19 protein-coding genes are annotated in these 21,828 nt (G+C 37.8%); 9 read left to right on the forward strand and 10 right to left on the reverse strand.

Features of this window, described 5'->3' with window-relative positions:
• The first annotated feature begins 146 nt into the window (after window positions 1-146).
• From ACLCDL_RS12775 to ACLCDL_RS12790, 4 genes are read left to right on the forward strand one after another with little or no spacing between them, the layout of a single operon-like run.
• Entirely contained in the window at window positions 147-944 is a 798-nt protein-coding gene (locus ACLCDL_RS12775) for a glycosyltransferase family 2 protein (RefSeq protein WP_423148705.1), read from the forward strand.
• On the forward strand, window positions 919-1,758 hold the full coding sequence (locus ACLCDL_RS12780) for a glycosyltransferase family 2 protein (protein WP_423148706.1): 840 nt from the start codon (window positions 919-921) through the stop codon (window positions 1,756-1,758). Before ACLCDL_RS12775 ends, ACLCDL_RS12780 begins: the two co-directional genes overlap by 26 nt.
• 29 nt (window positions 1,759-1,787) lie before the next feature.
• Complete coding sequence (locus ACLCDL_RS12785) at window positions 1,788-2,513, forward strand: glycosyltransferase family 2 protein (protein WP_423148708.1); 726 nt, start codon at window positions 1,788-1,790, stop codon at window positions 2,511-2,513.
• A 19-nt stretch (window positions 2,514-2,532) separates the two neighbouring features.
• Complete coding sequence (locus ACLCDL_RS12790) at window positions 2,533-3,672, forward strand: glycosyltransferase family 9 protein (protein ID WP_423148710.1); 1,140 nt, start codon at window positions 2,533-2,535, stop codon at window positions 3,670-3,672.
• Window position 3,673: 1 nt separating this feature from the next.
• Here ACLCDL_RS12790 and ACLCDL_RS12795 read toward each other — a convergent pair whose 3' ends face one another.
• Window positions 3,674-4,483, reverse strand: coding sequence for a class I SAM-dependent methyltransferase (locus tag ACLCDL_RS12795; RefSeq protein WP_423148711.1), 810 nt, complete (start codon window positions 4,481-4,483; stop codon window positions 3,674-3,676).
• A gap of 92 nt (window positions 4,484-4,575) precedes the next feature.
• Here ACLCDL_RS12795 and ACLCDL_RS12800 point away from each other — a divergent pair, with 92 nt between their 5' ends.
• Together ACLCDL_RS12800 and glf are read left to right on the forward strand one after the other, a co-directional pair.
• A complete protein-coding gene (locus ACLCDL_RS12800) occupies window positions 4,576-6,393 on the forward strand; it encodes an ABC transporter ATP-binding protein (protein WP_423148712.1) in 1,818 nt (605 codons plus the stop codon).
• A 191-nt stretch (window positions 6,394-6,584) separates the two neighbouring features.
• Complete coding sequence (gene glf, locus ACLCDL_RS12805; protein ID WP_423148713.1) at window positions 6,585-7,730, forward strand: UDP-galactopyranose mutase; 1,146 nt, start codon at window positions 6,585-6,587, stop codon at window positions 7,728-7,730.
• A 71-nt stretch (window positions 7,731-7,801) separates the two neighbouring features.
• Here the strand turns inward: glf and infB are convergent, their stop codons facing one another.
• From infB to rimP, 3 genes are all read right to left on the reverse strand, one after another.
• The gene (infB, locus tag ACLCDL_RS12810) at window positions 7,802-10,753 is read right to left on the reverse strand and encodes a translation initiation factor IF-2 (RefSeq protein WP_423148714.1); all 2,952 of its coding nucleotides are present in this window, start codon (window positions 10,751-10,753) and stop codon (window positions 7,802-7,804) included.
• An 85-nt stretch (window positions 10,754-10,838) separates the two neighbouring features.
• Complete coding sequence (nusA, locus tag ACLCDL_RS12815) at window positions 10,839-12,074, reverse strand: transcription termination factor NusA (protein ID WP_423148715.1); 1,236 nt, start codon at window positions 12,072-12,074, stop codon at window positions 10,839-10,841.
• 2 nt (window positions 12,075-12,076) lie between these two features.
• The gene (gene rimP, locus ACLCDL_RS12820) at window positions 12,077-12,541 is read right to left on the reverse strand and encodes a ribosome assembly cofactor RimP (RefSeq protein WP_423148716.1); all 465 of its coding nucleotides are present in this window, start codon (window positions 12,539-12,541) and stop codon (window positions 12,077-12,079) included.
• A gap of 188 nt (window positions 12,542-12,729) precedes the next feature.
• Here rimP and ACLCDL_RS12825 point away from each other — a divergent pair, with 188 nt between their 5' ends.
• Entirely contained in the window at window positions 12,730-13,074 is a 345-nt protein-coding gene (locus ACLCDL_RS12825; protein ID WP_423148717.1) for a phage holin family protein, read from the forward strand.
• Here the strand turns inward: ACLCDL_RS12825 and ACLCDL_RS12830 are convergent.
• From ACLCDL_RS12830 to panC, 6 genes are all read right to left on the reverse strand, one after another.
• The gene (locus ACLCDL_RS12830) at window positions 13,071-15,188 is read right to left on the reverse strand and encodes a M1 family aminopeptidase (RefSeq protein WP_423148718.1); all 2,118 of its coding nucleotides are present in this window, start codon (window positions 15,186-15,188) and stop codon (window positions 13,071-13,073) included. The genes ACLCDL_RS12825 and ACLCDL_RS12830 overlap by 4 nt on opposite strands.
• Before the next feature lie 2 nt (window positions 15,189-15,190).
• A complete protein-coding gene (locus ACLCDL_RS12835) occupies window positions 15,191-16,435 on the reverse strand; it encodes a peroxiredoxin family protein (RefSeq protein ID WP_423148719.1) in 1,245 nt (414 codons plus the stop codon).
• Window positions 16,432-17,580 carry an acyl-CoA dehydrogenase gene (locus ACLCDL_RS12840; protein ID WP_423148720.1) on the reverse strand — a complete coding sequence of 383 codons (1,149 nt, stop codon included), beginning with the start codon at window positions 17,578-17,580 and terminating at the stop codon, window positions 16,432-16,434. Before ACLCDL_RS12840 ends, ACLCDL_RS12835 begins: the two co-directional genes overlap by 4 nt.
• A 17-nt stretch (window positions 17,581-17,597) precedes the next feature.
• Window positions 17,598-18,089 carry a D-glycero-beta-D-manno-heptose 1-phosphate adenylyltransferase gene (gene rfaE2, locus ACLCDL_RS12845; protein WP_423148721.1) on the reverse strand — a complete coding sequence of 164 codons (492 nt, stop codon included), beginning with the start codon at window positions 18,087-18,089 and terminating at the stop codon, window positions 17,598-17,600.
• A gap of 47 nt (window positions 18,090-18,136) precedes the next feature.
• A complete protein-coding gene (gene panD, locus ACLCDL_RS12850; RefSeq protein ID WP_423148722.1) occupies window positions 18,137-18,487 on the reverse strand; it encodes an aspartate 1-decarboxylase in 351 nt (116 codons plus the stop codon).
• A gap of 62 nt (window positions 18,488-18,549) precedes the next feature.
• Entirely contained in the window at window positions 18,550-19,389 is an 840-nt protein-coding gene (gene panC / locus ACLCDL_RS12855; RefSeq protein ID WP_423148723.1) for a pantoate--beta-alanine ligase, read from the reverse strand.
• 144 nt (window positions 19,390-19,533) lie between these two features.
• Here panC and ACLCDL_RS12860 point away from each other — a divergent pair, with 144 nt between their 5' ends.
• Complete coding sequence (locus ACLCDL_RS12860) at window positions 19,534-20,358, forward strand: glycogen/starch synthase (protein WP_423148725.1); 825 nt, start codon at window positions 19,534-19,536, stop codon at window positions 20,356-20,358.
• A gap of 15 nt (window positions 20,359-20,373) precedes the next feature.
• A complete protein-coding gene (locus ACLCDL_RS12865) occupies window positions 20,374-21,819 on the forward strand; it encodes a DUF4270 domain-containing protein (protein ID WP_423148726.1) in 1,446 nt (481 codons plus the stop codon).
• The last annotated feature ends 9 nt before the right edge of the window (window positions 21,820-21,828 follow it).

Consider the following 21,828-nt stretch of genomic DNA (forward strand, 5'->3'; position numbering starts at 1 on the left):
GGCCTTTATTTATTTTTGCAAAATCGTTTACCTGAATAACAGGTAACAGTAAGTTAACAGTTGAACAAGAGAAATTGGGATATAATATTTTATATTCATAATGATATAACATTGCAGCGCAGACAGGATACCGAACTATACTCTTTATGAATATACCCGTTACAAGCCTTATTATATCTACCTATAACTGGCCGCAAGCCCTGGAACTTTGTTTGATAAGTGTTTTAAATCAAAGTGTATTTCCTGCAGAAGTTATTATAGCAGATGATGGTTCGGGTGAGGAAACAAGGCAACTTATAAAAAAGTACGAGCCAGCCTTTAAAATTCCTTTAAAACATATATGGCATGAAGACATAGGTTTTCGCAAAACTATTATTTTAAATAAGGCAATTGCCGAAAGCAGCTCTGCTTATATAGTTCAAATAGACGGAGATGTAATACTTGATAAAAATTTTATCAGCGACCATGTAACGTCGGCTGAAAAAAATACGTTTATCAGAGGAACAAGAGCCATGCTTACTCCAGAGAAAACAAAAGAGCTAATAGCTAAAAAAAGCTATGCTATTTCTCCTTTTTCTTCCGGCGTAAGAAACAGAAACAACGCTATAAGAATTTTTTCTTTGCGAAGTTTAGGATCAAGAAAAGAAATGTCATCAAGAAACGTACGCGGGTCTAACTTATCTTTCTGGAAAAAAGATTTTGAATTGGTAAACGGCTATAATAACGACCTGACCGGATGGGGCCATGAAGATGAAGAGCTTGCAGCAAGATTTATAAATAATGGAATTATTAAAAAGATAATAAAACTTTGTGCCATTCAATTTCATTTGTTTCATCCCGTATGTGCACAAGAAAAAGAAACCGAACATCGTTTTGAAATAGAAAGAGTTATAGATGAAAAAGTTCAGATATGCTTAAATGGCTATCGGACTCTTAGTAATTGATTTAATGTTTGAAAGAAAAAAAATATCAACATCCCTGATTATTTCTACTTATAACTGGCCAAAAGCACTTGATCTGTGTTTGTTGAGTGTACTTAATCAACAAGTATTGCCTGACGAAGTAATTATAGCAGATGACGGATCGGGTGATGAGACAAAAGCATTGATCGAAAAACATAAAAAAAACTTTCCTGTCCCGTTAATACATGTGTGGCAACCCGATGAAGGATTTCAGTTAGCTAAGATCAGGAATAAAGCAATTGCTGCTTCAACAAAAGATTATATTATTCAGATTGATGGCGATCTTATATTGCATAGTAAATTTATTTCAGATCATTTAAGTTTTGCGAACCCTGGGTATTTTGTAACAGGCAGCAGAGTAATGATTGATAAAGAGTTGTCAGGGAAGTTACTCCAGGAGTGTAGTATAAAGCTAAATATCTTTACTAAAGGCCTGTTTAACATTTCAAATGGTTTCCGGATAAGTATAGTAAGGAATTATCTGGCAGAACGGTACAGGATTAATGATATTTACTTTATGCGTGGCTGCAATATGGCCTTCTGGCGTAAAGACCTGATAAAAGTGAACGGATATAACGAAGAATTTGCAGGTTGGGGAAGGGAGGACAACGAAGTAGCTGCCAGATTAATTAATGCAGGTATAAAAAAGCGTGTTCTAAAATTTGGCGGCGTTGTTTTTCATATTTTTCATGTCGTTAATGAAAGAATGATATTAGAAAAGAATAACATTTTACTTTTAAAGGCTATAAAGGAAAAAAAAGTAGAATGTTTACAAGGTCTGAAACAATACTTGTAGGCGCCTTTCAACTGATTTGAAGAGAAGAGATGAAAGATAACATGCAGAGTATAAAGAAAATCTCAATTATTCTTGTAACCTATAACATTAATAATTCCTTGCAAAAATGCCTCGACAGTATTTATTCCCAAAGTCATTCTGAAATTGAAATTATTGTAATAGACGGAGGAAGTACCGACGGCACTGTAGAAATTTTAAAAAGCAATTCGGATAAGATACACTATTGGAAGAGCGAAACGGATAATGGAATATATGAAGCTATGAATAAGGCTTTAAATTATATAACAGGTGAATGGGTATATTTTTTGGGTGCAGATGATGTATTATTACCTGAATTTTCAAGTATGGTAGGAGCCTTAAAAGATCCAGATACTATATATTACGGTAGCGTTTTAAAGGAAGGGCAAAAATATTTAGGAGTCTTAAATGCGTATCAACAGGCCAAAACAGGAATATGCCATCAAGCTATAATTTATCCTGTTTCAGTTTTTAAAGTATATAAATTTGATACTAATTATCCGATTTCTGCAGATCACTTATTAAACATGTGGTGCTGGAAAGATAAAAGATATAAATTCAAATTTATTGATTTTATAATAGCAAAGTATAATCATACGGGGATTTCATCTATTCAAAAAGATTTAGCATTTGAAAACAAAAAATCATCTTTTATTTACAAGTACTACGGATTAGGAATATGGCTACGTTTTACATTTAAAAAAATAAAACAAAAACTACTAAGAAGACCCGTTTAATCTCGTTGAAATCCACACAATGAAAATTAAAAACAGGAATATTTTTAGAATAACCCGTTTTATCTTATTAAGAGGCCCTTTTTTATTCAAGCTTCTTTTACCTTTTAGAAAGAATACATCTAAAACTTTATTATTAATTAAGATTGACGCTATTGGCGATTATATTCTTTTTAGAAATTTTATCGAAGTTCTTAAGTTTTCTAAAAAATACCAGGATTACGAAATAGATCTAGTAGGTAATATTCTCTGGAAAGATCTAACACTTTGTTATGATAGTTCGTTCATTACTAACTTCCGTTTCATTGATCCTGATATGATTTATAATAGTCCTTTACAGGCATTAAAGCTTGGATGGCAGTTGTTTAAAAAAGGGTATGAAGTAGTATTACAACCTACATACTCCCGAACTCTTTTAGCAAACGGTCTAGCAGGTTTAACAAACGCCAAGTCAATTCTTTCTTTCAATAGTGATTCTGAATTAAATCCTCGGTACAAACGGATTACCGATAAGTTTTATACATCTCTTTATAGTTTACCGATTACAAAAAAACATGAATTTGAAAGAAATCTCTTTTTTTTTGAGCAGGTTGTTGGAAATAAGATAGACTTGGGTTCACCTCTTCTTCCTGTTTCAGAGTCGGTACCTGTAGATATTTTAGTATTCTTGGGGTCAGGTTATTTTAAAAGAAATTGGTCAGAGGAAAAACTATTGGAAATATTAAAACGAATTTTATCAGCCACACCCTATAATATTATTCTTGCAGGAGCTCCAACAGAAACTAGCATTTCAAATTATTTACTATCAGGATTAAAATCAGATCGAGTTTTTAGTTTAACAGGGAAAACTTCATTGCCAGAGATAATTAAAAAAATTGCCAGCTCTAAGCTTGTAATTTGCAATGAAACCAGTGCTGTACATATAGCCACAGCTTGCAATGTTGACTGTGTTTGTATTTTAGGAGGAGGCCATTTCTATCGTTTTGCACCTTATCCTGCTAATATAACTACAAAAGTAGCTTATGTTTACGAAATTATGGAATGTTTTGAATGCAACTGGAATTGTAGAATTAATCATAAAGAGCAAGATCCTTTTCCTTGTATTACAAACATTTCAGTTGAAAAAGTATGGAAAGCAATAAAGGAAAAACTTGCTTTATAAATTAAAGCTTCAACTTGTCTCTTATTGATTCGTAATCCTTTTTAAGTAAGCTTTCCTTGTTCCCTGTTTTGGTCTGATCATACCTTACTATGTACTTTCTTATTTTTCTGATATACCAGGGATCTTTTATTGACTTAAAAGGGTCGCCAATTAATTTTTTTTCAGTAAACATATGTAAAGAACTTCCGTCTGTATAAAATTCTTTATTTAGTCTTCTTCCGAGATGTCTTAAAGATTTAATACTGTAAAAGGAAATATGCTGTCCAATTTCTGGTGCAAAATACCACCAGTCTTCAGCTGTTTTTAAATTTTCTGGTTGTATTTCTGTCGAAAATATAAGATTAGAACTGTATTTAAATAAATCTCTTAAATCTCTTAATGGGTCATCCAAATGCTCCAACACTTCAAAAGCAGTTACTGCCTCAAATTTCAAATTGTGATTTTTATTTAAATCAAATTCTTCTGCAAAAATATTTTCACAATACTTATCCGTAGTATAAAAATTATATCCTTTGTCTCGCATTAAACGTGTAAATAATCCATATCCCCCTCCAAAATCCAAGAACGTTCCTGTGTGATTTAAGCATGTGAATATAAGTTTTGCAACCTTTTTTGATAAGATGATATTTCTGTAGATTAATCCAAGATCAGTTTCTGTAATAGGTTTTGAATAAGCTTCCGGAAGCCAAAAAGGCTCTTCAGTTTGTATAAATCCTGTTTCTTTACATTGATAATATTTAACTTCGTATTTGTTCAATATTTTAGCAGTAAAAAGATATTGCGTTTCTCTTCCTGTAATTTTACTTTTCATAATTACTATAAAGGCTTAAAATACATTTTTATGGGTAATTCGAGTCTCATTTACTCCTTTTAAAATGAGTACCTTTGCAAACAATTTTAACAATGAAAATCTATTTCCGACTTCTTTCTTTTGCCAAGCCAATTGAAAAGTTTGCAATACCCTATATTATTTCCACTGTTTTAGCAATTATATTCAACACCCTCAATCTTGCTCTTCTTGCGCCGCTTTTAGATACCCTTTTTGTAAAAGATAAAGTTTCTGCAGACCCGGCTTCTGGTTCAAGTTTGAATATAATGGATACGTTCAATTATTACGTGCATTATTTTATTACCAATTATGGCACATGGGAAGCACTGAAATTTGTATGTCTCATGATCGTAATTTCTGTTTTCCTGGCCAATCTCTTCCGCTATTTCTCACAGCGGATAATGGAAAATTTACGTGCACACACATTGCTAAACTTACGGAAATCGGTATTTAACAATGTAATGGAACTTCATACCGGCTATTTCAGTAATGAACGTAAAGGCGATATTATTTCGAAAATAGCATCAGACGTACAGGTAGTACAGTTCTCAGTAACAAGTACACTGCAGGTACTTTTTAAGGAACCGTTACAAATAATAGCCTACCTGATCGTCCTTTTCTCCATTTCAACTAAATTAACCCTGTATTCGCTTTTAATTATACCCTTAGCGGGATTTATTATAGGCCGAATTGTTAAACGTTTAAAGCAGCAGGCTATAAGTTCTCAGCAGTCTTTCGGCTTAATGGTAAGCTATCTTGACGAAGCACTTTCGGGCATTAAAGTGATCAAAGCATTTAACGCTTCTGAATTAGTTAAAGATAAATTTAACCAGGAGAACCGGCATTACACGGGCCTGATTAAATCAATGGCAAGAAAGCAACAGCTGGCATCTCCGGTGTCTGAATTTTTGAGTGTCAGCATGGTTGCCGGAATTGTACTTTATGGCGGATACCTTATCCTGAACAAAACTTCCGAGCTGAGTCCGTCAGAGTTTATTACCTACATCGCCATTTTTTCGCAGATAATGCGCCCTGCAAAAGCAATAACCGATTCCTTTAGTAATATACATTCAGGCATTGCAGCCGGAGAAAGAGTTCTTGACCTGATCGATATTAAACCTGCTATTACAGACGCGGCAGATGCAATTGATGTTAAAGGCTTTAACGAATCGATCCGATTTGAAAATGTTACCTTTTCGTATGGCGATAAAGTTATTTTAGACAATATTTCACTTACTGTTCCGAAAGGAAAAACCATTGCGCTGGTAGGACCTTCCGGTGGAGGAAAATCTACTTTAATGGATCTTATTCCACGTTTTATGGACCCTCAGTCGGGAAAAATCTTATTAGATGGCCGTGACATTCGTCAAATATCCTTAAATTCCTTACGCGAACAGATGGGAATTGTAAACCAGGAGTCTATTTTATTTAACGATACCATTTTTAATAACATCGCTTTCGGAAAACCCGGAGCAACTATCGAAGAGGTTGAAACGGCTGCAAAAATTGCCAATGCCCATGAGTTCATCCTTAAAACAGAAAATCAATACTACACTAACATCGGCGATCGTGGATTGAAGCTTTCCGGTGGACAAAAACAACGTTTAAATATTGCCAGGGCTGTTTTAAACAATCCGCCTATTATGCTTTTGGATGAAGCGACATCGGCTCTCGATACGGAATCGGAAAAGCTGGTACAGGAAGCATTAAACAATTTAATGAAGAACCGTACAACTTTTGTAATTGCGCATCGCCTTAGTACCATTCAAAATGCAGATAACATCATCGTTTTAGATGCGGGGAAAATTGCTGAACAGGGAACTCACCAATTCTTAGTTCAAAAGAATGGTCTCTATAAACGCCTGATAGATATGCAAACTTTTGAAAGCTAACAAATCAGTCTCTTTCTCTGTATAAACTTTCTACTCCTGCTTTCTTTACCAAAATAAAGATTGCGATTCTTCCGCATATTAAAACAATTTGACCTTATCCACGGTTTCCAAAAACGCGGTCTCTTTACTGGTTTTAATAAAACTCGAAATACGAATAGCACTATCAATAAATACGACAGGAAAGATATTATATGAACTCATCTACTTATGATTACCTTATTGTCGGCTCCGGTTTATTCGGAGCCGTTTTTGCACATGAAGCTAAAAAGGCAGGAAAAAAATGTCTTGTTATAGATAAGCGAAGCCATGCTGGCGGTAATGTTTATTGTAAAGAAATTGAAGGTATTAACGTTCATGCTTACGGAGCTCATATTTTTCACACCAACGATAAAGAGATCTGGGATTATGTAAATCAGTTTGCGGAATTTAACAGGTACACCAATTCACCTATTGCTAATTATTACGGGCAACTTTATAATCTGCCCTTTAACATGAATACTTTTTATCAGCTATGGGGCACGAAGACGCCTGAAGAGGCAAAAGCAAAAATTGCCGAGCAAATTGCCGGCTTAAATATTAAGGAGCCTAAAAACCTGGAAGAGCAAGCTCTTCTGCTTGTTGGAACCGATATTTATGAAAAACTGATAAAACATTATACCGAAAAGCAATGGGGAAGAAAGGCTACAGAACTTCCGCCTTTTATAATTAAACGATTGCCGGTAAGGTTTACGTTTGACAATAACTATTTCAATGATAAATACCAGGGAATCCCTGTAGGCGGTTATAATAAAATAATCAACGGCTTATTAAACGGGATTGACACCAGGATAAATGTTGACTTTTTTAAAGACCGAAATGAATTAAAATTACTGGCCGAAAAGATTGTTTTTACCGGTAAAATCGACGAGTATTTTGATTTTAAATTCGGGGAGCTTGAGTACCGGAGCCTTCGTTTTGAAGATGAAGTAGTAGATACTCCGAACTATCAGGGAAACGCTGTAGTAAATTACAACGATGCAGAAACTCCGTTTACCAGAATAATAGAGCACAAGCATTTCGAATTCGGGAACCAGCCAAAAACAGTTATTACCAGAGAGTATCCGGTAACCGGAGCCCGTGGTGTAGAGCCATATTATCCTGTTAATGATGAAAAAAATATGTCTGTTCTTAAAAAATATCAGGAACTGGCATCTTTAGAACCTAATGTAATTTTCGGCGGCCGCCTGGCAGAATACCGTTATTACGACATGCACCAGGTAATCGGCTCGGCACTTGTTAAATCACGTAAGGAACTTTCAGATGATTTGAGCATAACAAAAGTGCTAAGTGGATTATAAGCGTTAGTAAAAAGAGAAATGCAGAACTATGAGTTCTGCATTTCTCTTTTTATTTATCAAACAAAAACTCTTTAAAGTTTACGTTTTACTTCTACCTGTTCGTAGGATTCAACAATATCGCCAACTTTAATATCGTTAAAGTTGTGAATATTTAAACCGCACTCATATCCGGTTGCTACCTCCTTCACATCATCTTTATAACGTTTTAAGGAGGCAAGTTCACCTGTATAAACCACAACTCCGTCACGAATTATCCGAATCTTACTGTTCCGGTTAATTTTTCCTTCCAGAACCATACATCCTGCTATGGTACCAACTTTGCTTATTTTAAATACTTCCCTGATTTCCACATTCGAAGTAATCTTCTCCTCATATTCAGGAGCAAGCATACCTTCCATCGCTGCTTTCAGCTCATTTATAGCATCGTAAATAATAGAGTACAGACGAATATCAATTTGTTCCTGCTCTGCCAGCTTACGTGCACCCTGAGACGGACGAACCTGGAATCCGATAATGATTGCATCGGAAGCAGTTGCCAGCAATACGTCTGATTCGGAAATCTGGCCAACTGATTTATGTATAATATTTACCTGGATTTCTTCAGTTGATAATTTTAATAAGGAATCAGAAAGTGCTTCGATTGAACCATCCACGTCACCTTTAACAATAACATTAAGCTCTTTAAAGTTACCTATTGCTAAACGGCGGCCAATCTCATCGAGTGTAATGTGTTTTTGAGTACGAAGTCCCTGTTCACGTTGTAACTGCAAACGTTTATTGGCAATTTCACGTGCTTCCACTTCACTTTCCATCACATTAAACTTATCTCCGGCAGTTGGCGCTCCCTGCATACCTAATACCTGCACCGGCGTACTTGGACCGGCTTTATCTACTTTCTGACCACGTTCGTTGTGTAAGGCTTTTACCCTTCCGCTGTAACTTCCTGCAAGGATAGGATCCCCTACACGAAGCGTACCACTCTGAATCAAAACCGTTGTTACAATACCACGGCCTTTGTCAAGGGCAGCTTCTATAACCGTACCAACAGCACGTTTATTCGGATTTGCCTTAAGCTCGAGAAGATCAGCTTCCAGCAGTACTTTTTCCAGCAACAGATCAACATTCAATCCGGTTTTTGCAGAAATTTCCTGACACTGATACTTACCCCCCCAATCTTCAACCAGGATATTCATCGTTGCCAGTTGTTCCCTTATCTTATCGGCATTAGCACCGGGTTTATCCACTTTACTGAAGGCAAATACTATCGGAACTCCTGCTGCCTGGGCATGATTTATTGCTTCCCTTGTTTGTGGCATCACGCTGTCATCAGCAGCAATTACAATAATTGCAATATCGGTAACCTGTGCACCACGTGCACGCATAGCAGTAAAGGCTTCGTGACCCGGAGTATCAAGAAAAGTCATTTTACGACCATTCTCCAGCTGTACTTCGTATGCACCAATGTGCTGGGTAATCCCCCCGGCTTCTCCTGCAATTACGTTCGTTTTACGGACAAAGTCCAGTAAAGAGGTTTTACCATGATCCACGTGTCCCATCACGGTTACAATCGGTGCCCGCGGCAGAAGTGAATCCGGATCGTCTTCCTCTTCCAATGATATTTCTTCATCATCCGGTTTTACGAACTCCACATTATAGCCAAACTCATCTGCTACTATAGTAAGCGTTTCCGCATCTAACCGTTGATTTATAGATACGAACATACCTAAGCTCATGCAGGTAGATATAATTTGAGTAACAGAAACGTCTAACAAGCTCGCCAGTTCATTAGCAGTTACAAACTCCGTAACTCGAAGTGTTTTTGCCTGCAATTCACGTTCCAATGCGGCTTCTTCAGCGTTTTGAGCTACATCATCCCTCTTCTGGCGACGTAATTTTGCCCGTTGAGCAAATTTACCAGATTTACCCGCACCGCTTAAACGTGCCAGAGTAGCTTTAATCTGATCTTGTATTTCTTTATCAGTAGGTTCTGCCTTCGGAGCTTCCGGTGTACGAGTTCTGTTTCTGAAATCGGGCCTTCCACCCTGAGCATTGCCTTGTCCATGAGGCCGATTTCCCTGGTAGCCTCCTCCCGGACGATTACCATGCTGGCCTTGCTGGCCATGCCGTGGCTGACCTGCATTTGGTTGTTGCTGGCCTTGCTGCTGTCCCGGAGCATTTCCACCTTCTTTACGTTTCCTCTTCCGTTTATGATCGTTATTGGCAACGTTAGATGACGACGCCACTGGCTGATCTTTACGGCGGTTATGCTGAACGGGAAGGGTAATTTTACCAACTACGTTGGGACCGCTCAAACGTTGTGCACGGGCTCTGATAACTTCTTCATCCGGATTAGACTCTTCTGCAGAGGGTGCTGTAACTGCAGGTTCACTGGAAGTTGCAGAAACCGGCTCTTCTTTCTTATCTTCAGCTGCCGGTGCTTTTTCTTCAGCTACCGTTTTAACAGGCTCGGCCTCTTTAGCTTCTTCACGCACAGGTACTGAAGGAGCTTCCGGTGCTTTTTCTTCTTCAGCTATGGGTTGTTTTTCTTCTTTCTTTTCAGGACGATTGCGTGAGTTCAGGTTGTCAAGATCTATTTTACCAACTACTTTTACCCCAGGCAATGTACCCTCGTCCGGCTTGTCTTCTTTAGCCGGCTCTTCTTTAACAGGTTCCTGTTTAGGTTTCTCGTTTGTTGCGGAAGGAGCAAAATGGCCAGCGTTTTTAATCAGGATCTCTTCCTGCTCAAAATCTTTAGGCGTTTTTGTTTCTTGCTTTTCAGGAGTAGAAGGAGGAATATCGTCACGACGGATTTTGCCAATAACTATTTGTTTGGCCTCTTCCTTAACGATTTTATCTCCCTGATATTCCTTCAAAAGAACTCCATACATCTCTTCGTTAAGTTTAGTGGTAGGCTTCGGATCAACCTTATACCCTTTCTTTCCTAAAAACTCAACAGCGGTAGACAAACCTATATTAAGTTCTTTTGCAGCTTTTAATAAATTTATGCTTTTTCCTTCTGACATCTAATAAATTATCCTCGTATTTTACGCAAAAGTACGCTTTTTATATTGTTAATTAATATCGCTATTTGAACAACTATATTTCATTTTATTCAAATTCAGCTTTTAAAATGTTTATTACTTCTTTGATGGTGCTTTCTTCCAGATCTGTCCGTTTTACAAGCTCATCGGTAGATAATGCTAAAATCGACTTAGCGGTATCCAGACCGATTCTTTTAAACTCATCAATAATCCAGCCATCAATTTCGTCTGAGAATTCTTCTAAATCCACATCCTCATCGTCTTCATCAGATTCCCGGTAAACATCAATCTCATACCCGGTTAACTTCCCGGCCAATTTAATGTTATGCCCCCCGCGGCCGATAGCTAAAGAAACCTGATCCGGTTTTAAATAAACTGCTGCTCTTTTATCCTCATCATCCAGTTTAATGGTATTGATTCTTGCAGGACTTAAAGCCCGTTGAATATATAACGAAATATTATTTGTAAAGTTGATAACATCGATATTTTCGTTTTTCAGCTCTCTCACTATTCCATGAATACGCGAACCTTTCATACCCACACAAGCTCCAACGGGATCGATGCGGTCATCGTATGATTCTACTGCAACTTTAGCACGCTCTCCCGGTTCTCTGACGATCTTTTTTATGGTTATCAGCCCATCAAATATCTCAGGAACTTCCATTTCAAATAAACGTTGTAAAAATTCCGGAGCGGTACGTGAAATAATGATCTTAGGATTGCTGTTTACCATATCCACTTTCAGGATAACGGCACGAACAGAATCACCTTTTTTGAAGTAATCGGCAGGAATTTGCTCTGTTTTAGGCAAAATAAGTTCATTTCCTTCATCATCCAGAACCAGCGTTTCTTTTTTCCAAACCTGGTAAACTTCGCCTGTTACAATTTCGCCTACGCGATCTTTGTACTTACGGAAAATTTCGTCTTTTTCGAGCTCTAAAATTTTAGAAACAAGGGTTTGGCGTGCAGCCAGAATAGCACGACGTCCAAAACTTTCGAGCGTGATCTGCTCAATAAATTCATCTCCAACCTCTAAATCCGGATCTGTTTGATGAGCCTCTGCCAGTTCAATTTCCAAATCGTCATCTTCAGAAAATCCGTCTTCCATCACAGTACGTGTTCTCCATATCTCCAAATCCCCGTTATCCGGGTTTACTATCACGTCACAATTTTCGTCTGTGCCATATTTTTTTCGAATCATGCTGCGGAACACTTCTTCCAACACACTGATTACCGTAGGCCTGTCAATATTCTTGAAGTCTTTAAACTCCTGGAATGAATCGATTAAATTTATATTGCTCATTTTTATTTAAATGAAATTAAAACCTTTGTTTCTGTTATATTTTCAAAAGGGATAAAATTTTCAACCTGCTGCGTTTTTTTGCCTTTTTCTTGTTTTTTCTCTTCAATCGTAATTCCTTCGTCTGTAACGCTAATCAGCTTTCCTTCTCTTTTGCTGCCATCCGCTTGTTTAACGCTTAAATTACGGCCGGTATTTTTTTGATATTGCCTTTTCAATTTTAAAGGCGTATCAATACCCGGCGAAGAAACTTCCAGGTTATAAGGATGATCTATTGCATTTTCTTCTTCCAGATGAAAACCTACATGCCTGCTTATGGCTACACAATCTGAAATATCCAGCCCCTTATCCCCATCTACCAAAATAATTAATTTTCCGTTAGGATGCATTTTTACATCCACTAAAAAAAGTTCCGGTTTATCAGAAATCTTTTGATTCACCAACTCTTCTACACGTTTCTCTATATTCATAAAACACTGATAAAAGAAAAGAGGGGACAATGTCCCCTCTTTTCAGATCAATGCAAATATAAGTAAATATTTTTTGTTAGAAAAAACATGATTCCAATGATTTTTATTTTTTTATATTCTTATCACTTAACTTTCAAACAATTATCTGAAATTAAGCATTTTTAACATACTTGTTTTAAAAACGAACCATGAGGCTATTAATTGAAATTTTATTAATGGGTATTGCGGTATCTGTTGCCGCATTTCTAATCCCGGGTGTTGAAGTAACTGGTTTTGGCAGCGCCATTATTGCCGGGATCCTTATTGCACTGGCAAATGCCATTATAGGCACTATTCTTCGTATCCTTACTTTCCCGATAAACATATTAACACTAGGCCTGATGTCATTTATCATTACCGTTTTAATGGTATTACTGGTAGATAAACTGATGACGAGTTTTAATACCAGCGGCTTTTTTTCAGCCTTGCTGTTTGCTATCGTTCTGGCGATAATAAAAATGGTATTTGGAGGATTGGATAGGGAAAAAGATTAGTCTGTTTTCGCTGTTCCTTCAGTGGCCTTTTTAACAGCCGGTGATTTATCGATCAACGTTTTGCGAAAGATTTCTTTTACCTTCTGATCTTCAAAAGACTTTTTAAGAACTTCTACCGCTTTTGCCCGGACGTGCGAATCAGGATCTTTTAATGCAAGGTTTTTAACTGTGTTATAGATACTGTTTTTTTCAGTTTCATTTAAACTTGATACAAAGCTGAGTGCTATTTGCCGGATTGCCGCACTTTTATCTTCCAAAGCAGTGATCATTACCGGATGCGTAAATTTCTGGTCTTTATCTGAAATGATTTTACCGATCGCTTCAAACCTGTCCATAAATAAAGGAGCATGCTGATATTGATAAATGTACTGTTTTAACGGCTTCTGCTCATTCTTTTCGGCTAATACATATTTCTCTGCATCTACATTTATTAAAGAAGGTTCTGTTTCTGCCTCGAAGGTAAAACGTTGCTCCTGCTGTTTCAAAACCACTTCTTTGCGCTCTGTTTTTCCATCCCGGTAAATATCTATTGCAAGTGGGATACGATATAAAGGGGTTTTTGATAAATCCTGTTTTTGCTGAATTATTACCATCACCTCTTTCGCATTGGCATTATAACTGGTTTGTATATTTAAAACAGGATTTCCTGAACTAAGGAACCATTCATTAAAAAACCAGTTTAAATCCTGTCCTGTCACTTCCTCAAAGGCCAGGCGAAGATCATTTATTTCTGCTGTTTTGTACGCGTTACGTGTAAGATAAAGTTTTAATGCCTGGAAAAAGGCGTCATCGCCCACTGTTTTGCGCAGCATATGAAGAATCTGGCCACCTTTCTGATACGATACAACATCAAACATCTGCTCCTTATCCGCATAATTATATCGGATAACATTTTCATCCTTTTTACCCGGATTTTTGAAATAAGCCTGTTTATCCAGCATCAGATAATAATCGGCGTAATCTCTGCCATATTTGTATTCGTTCCATAAATATTCACCATAAGTAGCAAAAGATTCGTTCAGCGGAAGATTAGCCCAGGATTCACAGGTAACCATATCGCCAAACCAGTGGTGGAATAACTCATGTGAAATAATATCTTCATGATTATTATCGAGGTATTCGCCTTCGGTCATGTTCATCCCTTCGAAGAAAACCGTTGCTGATGTATTTTCCATGGCACCACCGGGAAAATCACGTACTACAATCTGCGAATATTTATCCCATGGAAAATCAATGCCCAGCTTTTTTGAAAAAAACTCGATCATCTCCGGCGTTTTGCCGAATATAAGTTTCGCGTTTTTAGCAAAAGCAGGCTCCATATAATAATTTACCTCTTTATCTCTCCATTTGTCTTTTGTTACCACAAAGTCGCCTGCGGCAATCATAGTTAAATAAGTAGAATGAGGAAGCTCCTGCCGCCAGGTATCGGTACGGGTGCCATCGCCGTTATCACTTGAAAAATCGAGGGCACCGTTTGAAAGAGTGGCTAATTTTTTGGGAACCGTGATGCTTATTTCCTGCGTCATTTTTTCCTGAGGCCCGTTAATTGTAGGAAACCAGCTTGAATTATATTCAGTTTCACCTTGTGTCCAGATCTGACGCGGCTTATCTTTATCTTTTCCATCGCGATTTATAAAGTAAATGCCCCGATACTCCTCGGAAGCTATATCACGGCCAACCTGCAGTTTGTACGGCATGGCCACATAATCAATAAAAAGACCGAATTTTTGATTGCGTAAATAGGTTTTATTGAGCTGGATAGTTAAAAGATTACCATCATAGGTATATTTTAACGGTATATTCTCCTCATTTTGAATCAGTTCTACACTATTTATTTTAAAGCCTCTCGCATTCAGTGTTACTTTATCTAACGCATAGAAATAAGGTTTAGCAGTTATATAGGCTTTACCTATTACAAAAGCACTGTCCCAGTTAAAATTAAGATCGAGCCGGGTATGCACAATATCAGTAGTTTTTGTATAACTGCCCCGATAAGTATCAGAATTAGCGTTGCCCGTAACAGTTACAGGATCAAGTAACACTTTTTTAGTGGAACAAGACCCTAACAAAAATGCTATCACAACAGAATAGCATGCTATCAATCTTAACTTCATATTTATTTCTCAGCTAGTAGGCTGTCAATTAATTTTTCAAATTCTTCTGTAAACTGTTTATAATGTTCACCTGTTCCGGGACCACTAAAGCCAGTATGTATTTTTTGAACCACTCCTTTTCTATCAATTACAATTGTTGTGGGAAAAGCTTTAAAATCATTTAATGCCGGAATACTTTTTAATACTTCTTCAGAATTATTGGTGTATCCGGTAATAAGAAAATCGTAATCCACATCAAACCTGTCTTTCAAGCGGCTTAACGTTTTTTTAGAGCGGTTAAAATCGGCAGTACGTTCATAGGCAAGGCCTACAATTTCAAGGTCTTTATTCTTATACTTTTTATATAGAGGGGCCAGATAAGCGGTTTCGTCCATGCAGTTGGGACACCAGGAACCCAAAAACTGAACAATAACCACCTTGTCCTTAAATTTAGGATCAGAAAGAGAGACTTTCTTCCCTTCCATATCAGGAAAAGTAAAATTAATTGTTTTATATCCCGGTTTTAGAGTGGTTAGAGAATATGCATCCGGAAGAATAGCCTTATCATCTTTATGAGCAGTCCAGTCTTTAATAGAAGAGTAGCCGGCATAAAACTTTCCGTTAACAATGGTATTTTCATTTTCAATGTCAGCTGTAAATAAATACGCGTTTCCTCCATCGAATGTTGATAGAAAAAGTTTACCGTCGGAAATTGTGCCTTCCAGGAAACGATAATCGCCGGTTGTGGTTAAGAAAGTTCCGGTTACATTCGCTCCATCCTGCTGAAACTCTGCAACTGCTACCGTCGTGTCTTTCCCTTCATTACCAATAAAAGTAGCCGACCACCTTCCCGCTACCCGATATTCAGGCTTAGTGTTTGTTTTAAAAAAGCGCCAGGAAACGTCGTGCTCGGCAGAAAAATCCATTTCAGAATTTCTGGTTGCAAGATGTTTTATCCATTTTCCGTTTAATGTATTACCCAGTGAGGCCCGTATTTCGGAATCAAACAAAGGCAATTGAATAAAAACCGAATCGTCTTTAACTTCAACTTCATCAACCCTGAACTTATCTTTCCCGTTTAAGATATATACAGATTTTTTACCGTTGGTATCTGAAACAGTAAAATTGAAAGGAATTTCTGCTCCCGACTGCGTTTTTAGAGTGGCTCGCCAAACCCCTTCCTTTAACTGATGCTCGTTTTTTTTGCAAGAGTTTAACAGCATTCCTAATGAAAAGCAGAATAAAGCGCAGATAAAAATATTCCTCATAACTGTGATTTTAATAGTTCGCGGGCTATAACAATTTTTTGTATTTCGGAAGTACCCTCGTAGATCTGTGTGATTTTTGCATCACGAAGCAATCGCTCTACATGGTATTCCTTTACATATCCGTATCCGCCGTGTATTTGTACTGCTTCAGATGCGGTTTTCATGGCAACTTCTGAAGCAAATAGTTTAGCCATTGATGCTTCTTTAGCATAATCTGCTCCCTGATCTTTTAACCAGGCTGCCCGCAAACACAAAAGCCGGGCTGCATCAATATCTGTAGCCATTTCTGCCAGCTTAAATTGCACCGCCTGATGCTCGGCTATCGGCTTACCAAAAGTTTTACGTTCTTTTGAATAATTTACCGCAAGTTCGTATGCCCCGGAAGCTATCCCCAATGCCTGAGCAGCGATCCCGATGCGCCCCGCTTCCAATACTTCCATTGCAAATTTAAATCCAAAACCTTCTTCGCCGATACGATTTTCTTTTGGAACTTTTACATCGTTAAACATTAACGAATGAGTATCGGATCCCCGGATTCCAAGTTTATTTTCCTTTTTTCCTACCGTAAAACCGACCATCCCCTTCTCGACGATAAGGGCATTTATTCCTTTATGTCCGGCTTCAGGATGAGTCTGCGCTGTAACCAAATAAACAGAGGCAGAATTTCCGTTTGTTATCCAGTTCTTTGTTCCGTTAACGAGATAATGATTGCCCATATCAACAGCAGTGGTGTGCTGGGAAGTTGCATCTGATCCTGCATCGGGTTCAGATAAGCAGAAAGCGCCTAACTTTTCACCCCCAGCTACTGGCTTTAAAAATTTTTGCTTCTGCTCCTCGGTACCAAACTTTTCCAAGCCATAACAAATAAGCGAATTATTTACCGAAACTACTACCGAAGCGGATGCATCAATTTTAGAAAATTCTTCCATTGCCAGCACATACGAAGTAGTATCCATGCCCGAGCCGTTGTACTCGGGTGAAACCATCATCCCTAAAAAACCTAATTCTCCGAGTTTTTTTACTTCTTCTACTGGAAATTGCTGATGTTCGTCCCGCTCAATTACTCCTGGTTTCAATACGTTTTGTGCAAAATCTCTTGCAGCTCTGCGTATCATTAGCTGTTCTTCGGTAAACCGGAAATCCATCACGAGTGGTTATAATTTCAGCTGCTCTTTATCTTTTTTTCAATAGCTGTAGTAGAATAACCCTCCAAATACGTTAGTGTTTTTACTTCTCCGCCGTTTGCAAGAACTAAATCTGCCCCTACAATTTTGTCAATCGTATAATCCGCTCCTTTCACAAGCACATCAGGATTGACATAGCGTATCAGTTCAAGTGGAGTTGGCTCATCGAATAAGACTACAGCATCAACAAAAAATAAAGAAGCAAGAATATGAGCACGGGAAGTCTCATCAAGGATAGGGCGCCCCGGGCCTTTTAATGCAGAGGTAGAGGCATCCGAATTAAGTCCGATAACCAGTTTGGTGCCTAAATCCGCAGCTTTTGCAAGGTAATCAATGTGGCCACGGTGCAACAGATCAAAACATCCGTTGGTAAAGACTATTTTTTGCCCCAGAAAACGCCATACGTGAAGGATTGGAAGGAGATTTTCGGGAGTTAAAATCTTTCTTTCGATGATCTGTATGTTATCCATAAGTTTTAATTACGGACAAAATTAAGTTATTAGACGGGAAAGTAAAGTTATTTTATCAGCTTGTTATTATCGTCAGGGAAAACCAAAAGGGGGTTATATTTTTTTGCTTCTTCAAACTCTATGTGCATGTATGACATGATGATCAATATATCTCCGACCTGCGCAAGTCGTGCACAAGAGCCATTCAAACAAATGGTTCCTGATCCGCGTTCGCCTTTTATTACGTATGTTTCAAAGCGTGCACCGTTGTTATTATTTACTACCTGAACTTTTTCGTTAGGAATAATGTTAGCAGCTTCTATCAATTCTTCATCAATAGTGATACTTCCCACATAATTCAGCTCAGCCTGCGTTACTTTTGCACGATGAATCTTTGATTTAAGAATCTCTATGATCATGCTGCAAAATTAAGTAAAACTTTTTATTCGCTTTTTCATACGGTTCGCCAGGTAAAGCAAATTTACTTCAGGATGAGATTATCAATCAGCCTTGTCTTACCGACATATGCTGCCACAAGTGCTACAATATGTTGTACATTTTTTGAATGGACGGGTTGAAGATCATCGGCATTACAAATTTCAAAATATTCCAGCTCTACACCCTCGCTTGAATTTAAAAATTCAATTGCATCAGCTTTAAGCGCTTCTAACGGCTTTTCAGTAAAGTTGTTTTTGGTTATTTGGAGGGCTTTAGATAAAGCTAGAGCCTGTTGATGTTCTTTATCTGATAAGTGAATATTCCTTGAACTTAAAGCCAGTCCGCTTTCTTCTCTTACAATGGGGCACATCACCAACTTGACAGGGAACTTTAAAAGTACGGTCATCCTGCTGATGATTTTAAATTGCTGAAAGTCTTTCTGGCCAAAGAAAGCAATATCAGGTTTAATAATGTCGAACAGTTTGCTCACAATCTGAGTTACTCCCTGGTAATGGCCAGGCCTGAATTTACCCTCCAGTATATTTTCCACTTCGCCCAATTCCAGATGCCATTGTTCATCTTGCTTATACATTTCCTCCACAGGGGGTAAAAACAACACATCACACCCGGCTTCTTCCAGCTTTGCAATATCATCATTTACAGGCCGGGGATATCTTTCCAGATCGGCAGGATCATTAAACTGAGTGGGATTAACAAAAATACTACAGATTACCACATCGCTGTTTTCCCGGGCAATGTTTATAAGAGATACATGGCCGGCATGCAGCGCCCCCATTGTAGGAACCAAACCCAAAACTTTACCTGCTGCCTTTTGAGTAAGCAAAAAGTCAGATAAATCTTTACGGGTTGTAAAAGTTTTCAATGGCATTAAATTAGGGCGCAAAAATGGGTATTTATAAAGAAATACCAAAGAGACTTGCATAATTCATTGCCAAATCATAATATATTGCTTATATTTGCATTCCGAATTTTCTTTTCTTAAATAATAAATAAACAAGTATTGGAGATGGCAAAAACGAAGTTATTGTTTATTACACACGAGATGTCGCCGTTCCTCGAGTTAACAAAAATTTCTGAAATAACCCGAAAACTTCCTCAAGCAATGCAAGACAAGGGATTTGAAATCCGAATCCTGATGCCGCGTTTTGGAAACATTAACGAACGCCGTAACCGTTTGCATGAAGTTATTCGACTTTCAGGGATGAACATTATAATCGACGAAAATGATAATCCTTTAATTATCAAGGTTGCTTCTATTCCCTCTGCACGTATGCAGGTTTATTTCCTTGACAACGAAGAATATTTTCAGCGTAAACATGTTTTCCGCGACAATAATAACAAGTTCTATGAAGATAACGATGAGAGAACCATCTTTTTCTGCAAGGGAGCTTTAGAAACCGTTAAAAAATTAGGCTGGTCTCCTGACATTGTACATTGTCATGGCTGGATGAGTGCCCTGGTACCCGCATATTTAAAAACCTGCTACAGCGACGATCCTACTTTTAAAAATGCTAAAGTAATTTATTCGATCTATTCCAATTGCTTTACAGAAAATCTGAATCCTGAATTTGCAAGAAAAGCTGTAATGAACGGAATGAATGCCGAACATACCGCACCTTATAAAGAAAGTACCTGCAATGCATTGCATACAGGAGCAATTACTTATTCAGATGGTATTGTGCTCGGTAGCGAGGTCATCAATGAAGAAGTGTTAAATTTTGTTAAAAACAGTCAAAAACCTGTTCTGGAGTACGAATCCACTTCAGATTTCGAAAATTATTACAACCTTTACGAAGAAATAGCAAACGAGGAAACAATTTCTTTGGCTTAATAAGGAAAAGATAATATGAAATATACCAAACTGGACTTATTAACTCTGTTGATAAGTCTTTTTATTTTGAGCAGCTGCCAGAATCCCGATAAAATTGGTTTAGATATCAGTCCCGACCAGCAGGTTCTGGGAACCTTAGATTCATCTTTAACTGTTACTGCAACTACAGTAAAAGAAGATACTTTAATTACCAGCGCACTCAAGCAATCTCCTTTGGGTTATTCAAAAGATCCGGTATTCGGAACAACAGTTTCAAATTTAGCGCTATCACTAACGCTTCCAACCGACAGTTCAAAAGTGCGTTTTGGCACTAACCCCCAATTAGATTCTGCCGTTCTGGTAATGAATTACGGAAACGAATTTTACGGAGATTCTGTAAATTCCAATTATACTATTAATGTGCATCAGTTAAACGAAGCCTTTAATACCACTTCCAATTATTACAATACCAAATCGTGGGATTTTAATCCTGCAGTAGTTGGAACAAAAACAGTGAAACACTTTGCGATAAAAGATTCTGTAAGGATTTCACGTTTTGTTAAGGGAAAAGCAGATACAGTGGTAAAAGTTCTTCCACACCTACGGATTCCATTAAAAAGTGAGTTTATTAATGCGAAGTTTTTCAATGCCGGAACAACCAATTTGTCCAGCAGTACTAAATTTCAAAGCTTTTTAAAAGGCTTGTACCTAACAATCGATCAAAGTAAAATAGGAGGTGCAGGGGGTACTGTATTTTTTGTATCAGATAGTATAAAACTTGAGCTGTACTATAAAAACGATACAGTTAGAAATTTCACCGTTTTCCCTTTGGCATCTACCAATAGCGGCGTTGCGGTTGCTGCCAGCATGCAGCACGATTATACAGGAACGCCAGTACAGGAACAGTTGACAACCAACATTCCGAACCCATCACGGGTATATGTACAGGCCTTGGGTGGAGTTCGGACGAAGATTAAATTTCCAGACCTGAATGAGCTTAAAAAGCTGGGAAAAATAGTTATAAATAAGGCAGAACTGGTTTTGTATCCTGATGAAAGTTCGCAGACACTGCTTTCCCCGGCTAAGCGATTAACACTTTATCATACTGATATTGCAGGTCAGCGTCAGGAAGCACCTGACAATGATGCTGGACAATTAAATGGTTTTGGTGATAAATCATATAAAGATATTTTCAGCTTTGGCGGTTTCTACGATAAAACCAAAAAGAAATATACATTTAACATAACATCTTACCTGCAACGAGTTTTAAGCGGAAAACTTGAGCAGTATGATACCTACATCGCACCCATGCGGTACGACCTTATCAGAAACGCTTCTAACGGAAGTTCTTTTGATCCGCGTACAACAGATATCTATCCTTCGGGTACAACTGCAGGGCAGACTGTATTAGGCGGTGGCACAAACAGTAGTTCTGCTGTAAAAATGCAGCTAAACATATTCTATACAAGGCTGGACCAGTAATCCAGCCTT

The organism is Rubrilithobacter danxiaensis (assembly GCF_047272945.1).
Classification (GTDB): Bacteria; Bacteroidota; Bacteroidia; order Sphingobacteriales; family Sphingobacteriaceae; genus Rubrolithibacter; species Rubrolithibacter danxiaensis.

Bases quoted from the DNA above. Each gene is read 5' to 3' on its own strand.
- ACLCDL_RS12860 (WP_423148725.1), top strand. From the start codon at position 19,534: ATGGCAAAAACGAAGTTATTGTTTATTACACACGAGATGTCGCCGTTC.
- rfaE2 (WP_423148721.1), bottom strand. From the start codon at position 18,089: ATGGATAACATACAGATCATCGAAAGAAAGATTTTAACTCCCGAAAAT.
- rimP (WP_423148716.1), bottom strand. From the start codon at position 12,541: ATGAATATAGAGAAACGTGTAGAAGAGTTGGTGAATCAAAAGATTTCT.
- ACLCDL_RS12840 (WP_423148720.1), bottom strand. From the start codon at position 17,580: ATGGATTTCCGGTTTACCGAAGAACAGCTAATGATACGCAGAGCTGCA.
- ACLCDL_RS12795 (WP_423148711.1), bottom strand. From the start codon at position 4,483: ATGAAAAGTAAAATTACAGGAAGAGAAACGCAATATCTTTTTACTGCT.
- nusA (WP_423148715.1), bottom strand. From the start codon at position 12,074: ATGAGCAATATAAATTTAATCGATTCATTCCAGGAGTTTAAAGACTTC.
- ACLCDL_RS12775 (WP_423148705.1), top strand. From the start codon at position 147: ATGAATATACCCGTTACAAGCCTTATTATATCTACCTATAACTGGCCG.
- ACLCDL_RS12800 (WP_423148712.1), top strand. From the start codon at position 4,576: ATGAAAATCTATTTCCGACTTCTTTCTTTTGCCAAGCCAATTGAAAAG.
- ACLCDL_RS12790 (WP_423148710.1), top strand. From the start codon at position 2,533: ATGAAAATTAAAAACAGGAATATTTTTAGAATAACCCGTTTTATCTTA.
- ACLCDL_RS12865 (WP_423148726.1), top strand. From the start codon at position 20,374: ATGAAATATACCAAACTGGACTTATTAACTCTGTTGATAAGTCTTTTT.
- infB (WP_423148714.1), bottom strand. From the start codon at position 10,753: ATGTCAGAAGGAAAAAGCATAAATTTATTAAAAGCTGCAAAAGAACTT.
- panD (WP_423148722.1), bottom strand. From the start codon at position 18,487: ATGATCATAGAGATTCTTAAATCAAAGATTCATCGTGCAAAAGTAACG.
- ACLCDL_RS12780 (WP_423148706.1), top strand. From the start codon at position 919: ATGGCTATCGGACTCTTAGTAATTGATTTAATGTTTGAAAGAAAAAAA.
- ACLCDL_RS12785 (WP_423148708.1), top strand. From the start codon at position 1,788: ATGAAAGATAACATGCAGAGTATAAAGAAAATCTCAATTATTCTTGTA.
- ACLCDL_RS12835 (WP_423148719.1), bottom strand. From the start codon at position 16,435: ATGAGGAATATTTTTATCTGCGCTTTATTCTGCTTTTCATTAGGAATG.
- ACLCDL_RS12830 (WP_423148718.1), bottom strand. From the start codon at position 15,188: ATGAAGTTAAGATTGATAGCATGCTATTCTGTTGTGATAGCATTTTTG.
- glf (WP_423148713.1), top strand. From the start codon at position 6,585: ATGAACTCATCTACTTATGATTACCTTATTGTCGGCTCCGGTTTATTC.
- ACLCDL_RS12825 (WP_423148717.1), top strand. From the start codon at position 12,730: ATGAGGCTATTAATTGAAATTTTATTAATGGGTATTGCGGTATCTGTT.